Source organism: Cohnella laeviribosi DSM 21336, assembly GCF_000378425.1.
In the GTDB taxonomy this organism is placed as follows: Bacteria; Bacillota; Bacilli; order Paenibacillales; family Paenibacillaceae; genus Cohnella; species Cohnella laeviribosi.
Map to the genome: position 1 here is coordinate 1 of NZ_KB899908.1, position 1,138 is coordinate 1,138.

At 37.6% G+C, this 1,138-nt stretch carries 1 protein-coding gene; it reads right to left on the reverse strand.

Annotated elements, in window-relative coordinates; translation table 11 throughout:
- Positions 1-648: 648 nt before the first annotated feature.
- The gene (locus tag F560_RS0122085; protein WP_019007875.1) at positions 649-999 is read right to left on the reverse strand and encodes a DUF2200 domain-containing protein; all 351 of its coding nucleotides are present in this window, start codon (positions 997-999) and stop codon (positions 649-651) included.
- Positions 1,000-1,138 lie beyond the last annotated feature (139 nt).

Genomic DNA, 1,138 nt, shown 5'->3' on the forward strand with positions numbered 1-1,138 from the left:
CCACGGTATGATTTCTACTAAAGTGACGCGACTCACCTTTAGAAGGAGGATCAAACCGTGGCTTCTATAGATAGAATGTCACTTTTGGAGCTTTTACGTAAGTCCGGTTCTGACGGTGACCAACCACATTACCAAAAGAGAATTTTTTTATAGTGGCAGAGTTGCTAAATATATATTCCTTTATACTATAAAAAGGAATAAGATTGATTGACCTAAGCTCCGAATTTTGCGAAATTCTTGATAACAACAATATTTTAATTAACAAAAGTATGTAACAAATGAAAACTCCATATAAAAAGACTGTTTCAATTCTCTCTCGTTTATTCATAATACCTCCATTTTTCATTTCATCCCTGCTTATTCTCTGACGTTTTTTTATAAATAATCGGTAGTTCACATTTATCTACGATTGCGAACTGACTGTATCCTTCTTTTAAGCGATTCTATGACTCTATCCTTTAAAGTTTCTGTAAAAGTCTGCTTTTGAGATTTAACTCATTTTCTTAATTAGTCATTTTTCTAACAATCCTGCCCGTTAGCTTAGTCCCAGCCCAGGCAATTTTCTCTCTGAGAAGCGTTACACTTCGCAAAAACAAATGAAATCCATGCTCCAGTGTTGATAATTGCAAAAAATCTTAGGGCACCTTATTATTTTCGCAAAATCTTCTCCATCGCTTTTCCCCTAGCTAACTCATCAATCAGCTTATCCAAATAGCGAATTTCCCGCATTGTTGGTTCTTCGATATCTTCCACTCGAACACCGCAAACTACACCTTTGATCAAAGTCCGTGCAGGATTCAATTGGGGAGCTTCCGCAAAGAAGGTCTCAAAGTCTGTCTGTTTTTCCAGATGTGATTCAAGCTCTTCCTGACTGTACCCAGTCAACCAACGGATGATTTCATCAACTTCTGATTTTGTACGCCCTTTTTTCTCTGCTTTCGAAATATAATGGGGATAGACTCTTGCGACACTCATTGTATAAATCTGATGTTTGGGCATGATACATCCTCCCTTAATTTTCTAAGCATCAGTTGCATCGCATATTGTTACTGCCAACCCATATTGGCCGGAATATGACAGTGTTAGGTGTCCAAGGTTTGCCAGAAATCGTGTCCTTAGTGAAGAGATAAGAGGAAAA

Coding starts and splice junctions, on each gene's coding strand:
- F560_RS0122085 (WP_019007875.1), bottom strand. CDS start 999: ATGCCCAAACATCAGATTTATACAATGAGTGTCGCAAGAGTCTATCCC.